Source organism: Flavobacterium sp., assembly GCF_031422135.1.
Lineage (GTDB): Bacteria > Bacteroidota > Bacteroidia > Flavobacteriales > Flavobacteriaceae > Flavobacterium.
On sequence record NZ_JANOQD010000101.1, the window covers coordinates 1 to 5,593 of the forward strand.

Below are 5,593 nucleotides of genomic sequence, written 5' to 3' on the forward strand. Positions count from 1 at the left end.
AGATGCAGATTTACCAGTGCTAGAAGGCAAAGAAAACGGTGCAGAAATAACAGTGTTAAAAGCTATGGTAGAAAAAGGTGTTGCTAGGATAAAAATAAAATTACGTCCAAAAGCAGATACTGATTTAAAAACGTGGAAAGAGAAATTAATAAAAGGAAAAAAAGAAGGTACTTACAGCTATAAATTTAAAAACCCAACCACGATTACAGATAGCAACAAAAAGCAATTAGCAACCATAATACTCAATAATGCAAAAGAAGGAAAACAAGATAATCCTAAAATACAAACTGGAAAAACAGCATTTGCAGACGATATAGAAAAAGTATTAGAAAATAAAACATATAACAGTGGGGCTACTATTAGTTTTGACACTTACAAACCACAAACAGAATATCTCTGGTTAAAAGCCGAGTGCACTGGAACCCAAAAACATGAAAAGGAGTTTTTGAAAAGAGATGGGGAGTATTTTGAAATTGGGAAAAAATGTCCTAGATGTGAAGATGAAATCACCTTAAAACATATTGAAGACTGTTTTGGAGTTCATTCAAACTCTACAACACTTAGAGAAGATGTTGTAAAATATTTAAATCAATATATAAATCTAAGAAAGGGTACTGATAAGCCAATACATTTAAATACTTGCTTACGTAAAGCCCATTTTTTTGCACAAGTAGGTGCTGAGACACTTGGAATTAGTACTGATTGGATTGTAGAAACAGATGTAATTCCATATGCTGCAAGAAATATTACAACTTCATTATTTGGAAATAGAGCTACAGAATTATCAAGAAGAGGTCAAATTGATTCGTTTGCATCAGAGAGACCACAAACAAGCCTCTTGAATTTTCTTTATGCAGCAGAAAACGGTTTTGGAAACGGAAATGGGAATGAAGCAAGTGGTGACGGATTTAAATTTAGAGGTAGAGGTTTAAAACAATTAACTGGGCGAGGCAATTATAAAGAGGCTTCAGAAACATTAAAAGAAACATTTCCTGATGAATATGTAGATTTGGAGGCAGATCCTGATAAAGTTAAAGAAGCAAAATATGCCGTTTTATCAGCAATAGCATATTGGGAAAAGCATGAAATTTGGAAAGTTGCAGATACAATTAAGGAATCGACTGATGACAATATAAAAAAGATCAGAAGAACTGTTAATGGAGGTACTGCGGGTTGGAAAAAGGCTAAAGAATTTTTTGAAAAAGCAAAAACAGTTTTTAAAGTTAATGAATGTAATCCTGGTGGGTCAGGAGATTGGCATGACCCAGTTGACAATCCAATAGCAACAATTTTTACTCAAGGACAATCTGATGGAGTGTTTAATGATCCAGGAAAGCACTGGGGTTTATTTGGAAATACTAGAGGAGGAAGAAAACATGCTGGCCTTGATTTATTTACTAAAACAGGTACATCAATATATGCTTGTGTTGATGGAACAGTATATAATAGACGTTGGCATTCTGGATATGGCAATACAATAACAATAAAAGTGAAAGATAAAGATGCCTTTCTAAAATTAAAAAAAGATTATGAATTAAAAGATGAAGCAAATGGAGAAATAAAGCAAGGAACAGGTTGGAGTGAAAATGGTGATATATTTTTGTTTTATGCACACTTGGATTCAGTAAATGAATACACCTTTGGTCAAGAAGTTGTTTGCGGAGACGTTCTTGGAACAACAGGTAGATCTGGCGTCACTGCTGGTACATGCGCGCCACACTTGCATTTTGAGATATTAAGTGATTACACAATGGGTGTAGGTCACAATTATAGATTAAACGCAGGATTCTTTGTAAGTTTCAAAGCTTTTGACGATCAAACAGAATCAGAAAAATCCACTCAGCAAGTAGAAGCTCAGAGGGGTCAAATTAATGAAGTTGATGGGAAAAATAAATTAACTGCATCTAACATTTTTTAAATAATAATATTATGAATAGAACACAATTAAAAATACTTTTAATATCATTTTTTTTTACATTTTTAATAAGTAATTGTAAAAATAATGAAAAACAAAATTCGACAGAAATAATTCGAATAAAAGCAGATAATGCAAAACAAATACCTTTAAAAATAAAAACTAATGATACTGATTTTGTAACTGACATAATTCTTGAATCTGGTGTAATTAATTTTAGAATACATTATTTAAAAAGTAAAGAATTAAGTTATTTAAAGTTAAATCAATCGGATAATTACAAACCTGTTGGTTTTTGTATTAATACATCTTCAATGAAAGATGCTTTAAATGAAATAAGATTATTTCAAAAAGATTCGTTTTATTATTTGATGATTCCTACTTGTACAGAAGAGTTGCCTATATTTCATATAGTCCAATTTGATAATTCATCTAACTATAAAGACTTAGGTATTTACGCTTTTAAATATGATGAGCAAATTCTTAAACTTGGTAATTTTAATAATTTTCAATACGATTTAATAGAGAAAAATGGTACGATAAGTGCGACAGGAATTTTATCAAAAAAAAGATTTGATCTTCTGTATGATAAAAAATTTGACAGTGAATCTAAAATCACAAATGAAGACTTAAATGTAATAAATAAGTTAGATTTTAAAAACCAGGGAAATCTAAACAAGCAATTAAATTTTAATGGTACTTGGGGAGTTAATTGCAACAATGAATTAACTGAATTAAACATAGATGGTGAAAAAGGCTATTTGTCATTGTATGATTTTAATTCAATTTTTATAAATCTTGATGTAGTAAAATCCTCAGTAAATGATGAGTATTTATTAAAATTTAACAGTACATCCTCACAAAAAAAATTCTATTCTGATAAATTGAGTATTGTAGATGAAGAAATTTCAAAAGATAAAATTATAGGTAAATTAAAAACAAGTAATGATAATAAGATTGAGTTAAATTGGATTGGATTATATAACTTGAAACTTAAAAAATTAGAATTTGTTGATGAAGATTTTTTAATGATTAAAGAAAATGGAGGTATGCAACCAGTAGTTTTAGAAAAATGTAATTGATTATGTTAATGTATCAGATTATTGAAAATACAAAAAGTTATTTTAAATAAAAAGGTATTGCGAAAGTAAAAATAAAACTACGCCCAAAGGCAGATACCGATTTAAAAACGTGGAAAGAGAAGTTGGTAAAAGGCAAAAAAGACGGGACTTACAGTTATAAATTTAAAAATGCAAACACTATTACCGATACCAACAAAAAGGAATTAGCAAAAACTATACTCAACAATGCAAAACAAGGAAAACAAGGCAATCCAAAAATAGCAGAAGGAAAAACGGCATTTGCAGACGATGTAGAGAAAGCATTAGTAACCAAAACCTATAATGGTGGCGATACCTTTAGTTTTGACACTTACAAACCACAAGAGGAAAACCTTTGGCTCAAAGCCGAATGCACAGGTACTAAAAAATATTCAGTAGAATCTTTGAAAAAAGAAGGTTAGTATTTTGTGATTGGGAAAGGGAAAGAGATTATTTTTCCATTATTAGTTAAGCCAGAAAATGACGATGTGAATAAATGGGTTAAAGATTTTTATTGGGCAGCAAAACAAGGTGACAATCAATCTACTTTTAATTCAAATAGAGGAATAAGAAAACATGCAGCTAGAGATTTATATACTAACCCATATGAAACAGTTGTAGCAATAGCTGATGGATTAGTGCTGAATATTAGTTCATTTTATGATGGAACAGATCAAGTATCTGTTTTACATACTTTAAAAGATGGTAGGGAATTTATTATTAGATATGGAGAGTTAGATCCTTCAAGTATTACAGTAAAAGCAGGAGATGAAATAAAACAGAAAAAAGTATTAGGCAAAACAGGTAAATTAATGAAAACTCCTACTACTCCTAGGATTAAAATTAATGGGGTAATTGTTTTTATGCTTCATTTCGAATATTTCACTTCTTCAGTTTCAAAAGAAGCAAATGCACATCCTTTGACAGTTAGGAGTAATATGCCATTTCAAAGAAGATCAGATTTAGCTGATTCTTTAGCGATTTTACAAGAAGGATACAAAAATACTTTTGAATTTAATAGCGAAAATGGTATAGATGAAGATAGGGCTGATCCAAATACTTTGAATATTTCTGCTGCTGGAGTTGATTTTATTAAATCGTGGGAAAGTTTTAAAAGTCAACCTTATGATGATTCCGAGGGTTATTGCACAATTGGCTATGGGCATTTAATAGCACGCGACAAATGTGCGAACATTATAATTCCAGACGATTTGAAGAATGGAATTACTGTTGCAAAGGGGACAGAATTATTTAATGAAAGATTACCGAAATTTGAAAGAGCTGTTAAAAAAGATGTAACAGTACCCTTATATCAGCATGAATACGATGCACTTGTAAGTTTACTGTTTAATACTGGAGAATCCTTTTTGACATCTGGTGAGGCTCCTAAACTCTATAGAAATTTATTAAATAAAAAATATAATGATGCTGCGATAGAATTTTTAGATATAACAAATAATAATACTTCTGGATTAGTTAAGAGAAGACAAGCTGAATACGATATGTTCATAAATAATAATTACGATGCAACACACTAAAACAACAACAGTTTATTTATTTTTAATATTAACCTTTTATATTAATTGTAAGAATATTGACAATAAAGATATCAAAAATGAGATTGTTAAAAATGACACAACAACTTTAGAATTAAAAGACCCAGAAAGTTTAGTTTCAAATACAGAAGAAATAAAAAATGAATCGACTACTTTTTTTTTCAATAAAATTTTTAATAAACAAATGTTTCCTTTAGATGTTGAAAAGACAGATGTTGAAAAAGAGTTTAGAACTAAAAAAATAGAAATAAATAAAAATATCTTATATTTTTTAGATTGTTCAACAGAAATACGGATAAAAAATGACAAAACTAAAAATTATCTAAATGGTCAGCAAAATATTGAAATATATGATGATATTCTTTCTGAATTCAACTTCAAGTTAACTGAAGATGTAAAATATATTATTCCATTGTATCCTGATAATAAATGTAATTTACCTTCTGAAAGATTTATTTTACTTGATAAAAACAACCTATTATTTATTTACAAAGGATATCTGGTTTTATTTACAAAATCGCTTAATTCAAATCCTGAAGATGTAGAATTATCAAAAATTATATGTGATGATGAAAAAGGCAATATGGAAGACGGTTTTATAACTAATTGTGTTATTAATGAGAATCTGAAAATTGCATATGATATTTTTATAAAAGAAAGTGAAATTAATGAAATTAAGTATTTAAAAAAAGATATACCATTAAAAGATTTAAACTATACTATGAATGATGAAGTTGAGGTATTTTATAAAAATAAAATCAATGCTTTGAGTATAGAACTTTTTTTTCAAGGTGGTGAAACATTTATAACTTTTGCTAATAAAAACAATAAAACAGAAATTATTATAAAAAACTTTCCTCAATAAATTATAAATAGAAAAAAAGAAAATAGCTGGTGTTATTGCAGATAAAATTAAAGCTAAACTCACAGAACTGAAAAAATTTGCAAAAGTAGACGCTATTGAAAAAGCGTTAACAAAAGACGCTTACAACAAAGATGAAGAAATAACTTTCGATGTTTAT

The 5,593-nt window shown here is 28.8% G+C and carries 5 protein-coding genes; all 5 read left to right on the forward strand.

Annotated features, from left to right (window positions below; translation table 11 throughout):
• Positions 1 to 1,918 (forward strand): peptidoglycan DD-metalloendopeptidase family protein (locus RMO70_RS13110; RefSeq protein WP_310556888.1); only part of this gene is annotated, 1,918 nt, incomplete at its 5' end.
• Between the two features lie 11 nt (positions 1,919 to 1,929).
• The gene (locus RMO70_RS13115; RefSeq protein ID WP_310556889.1) at positions 1,930 to 2,997 is read left to right on the forward strand and encodes a hypothetical protein; all 1,068 of its coding nucleotides are present in this window, start codon (positions 1,930 to 1,932) and stop codon (positions 2,995 to 2,997) included.
• 122 nt (positions 2,998 to 3,119) lie between these two features.
• Positions 3,120 to 3,437: a hypothetical protein gene (locus tag RMO70_RS13120; protein ID WP_310556890.1), complete on the forward strand. Its 318-nt coding sequence runs from the start codon at positions 3,120 to 3,122 to the stop codon at positions 3,435 to 3,437.
• 6 nt (positions 3,438 to 3,443) lie between these two features.
• Complete coding sequence (locus RMO70_RS13125; protein WP_310556891.1) at positions 3,444 to 4,553, forward strand: glycoside hydrolase family protein; 1,110 nt, start codon at positions 3,444 to 3,446, stop codon at positions 4,551 to 4,553.
• Complete coding sequence (locus RMO70_RS13130) at positions 4,540 to 5,436, forward strand: hypothetical protein (RefSeq protein WP_310556892.1); 897 nt, start codon at positions 4,540 to 4,542, stop codon at positions 5,434 to 5,436. The genes RMO70_RS13125 and RMO70_RS13130 overlap by 14 nt, the downstream gene beginning before the upstream one ends.
• Positions 5,437 to 5,593: the final 157 nt, after the last annotated feature.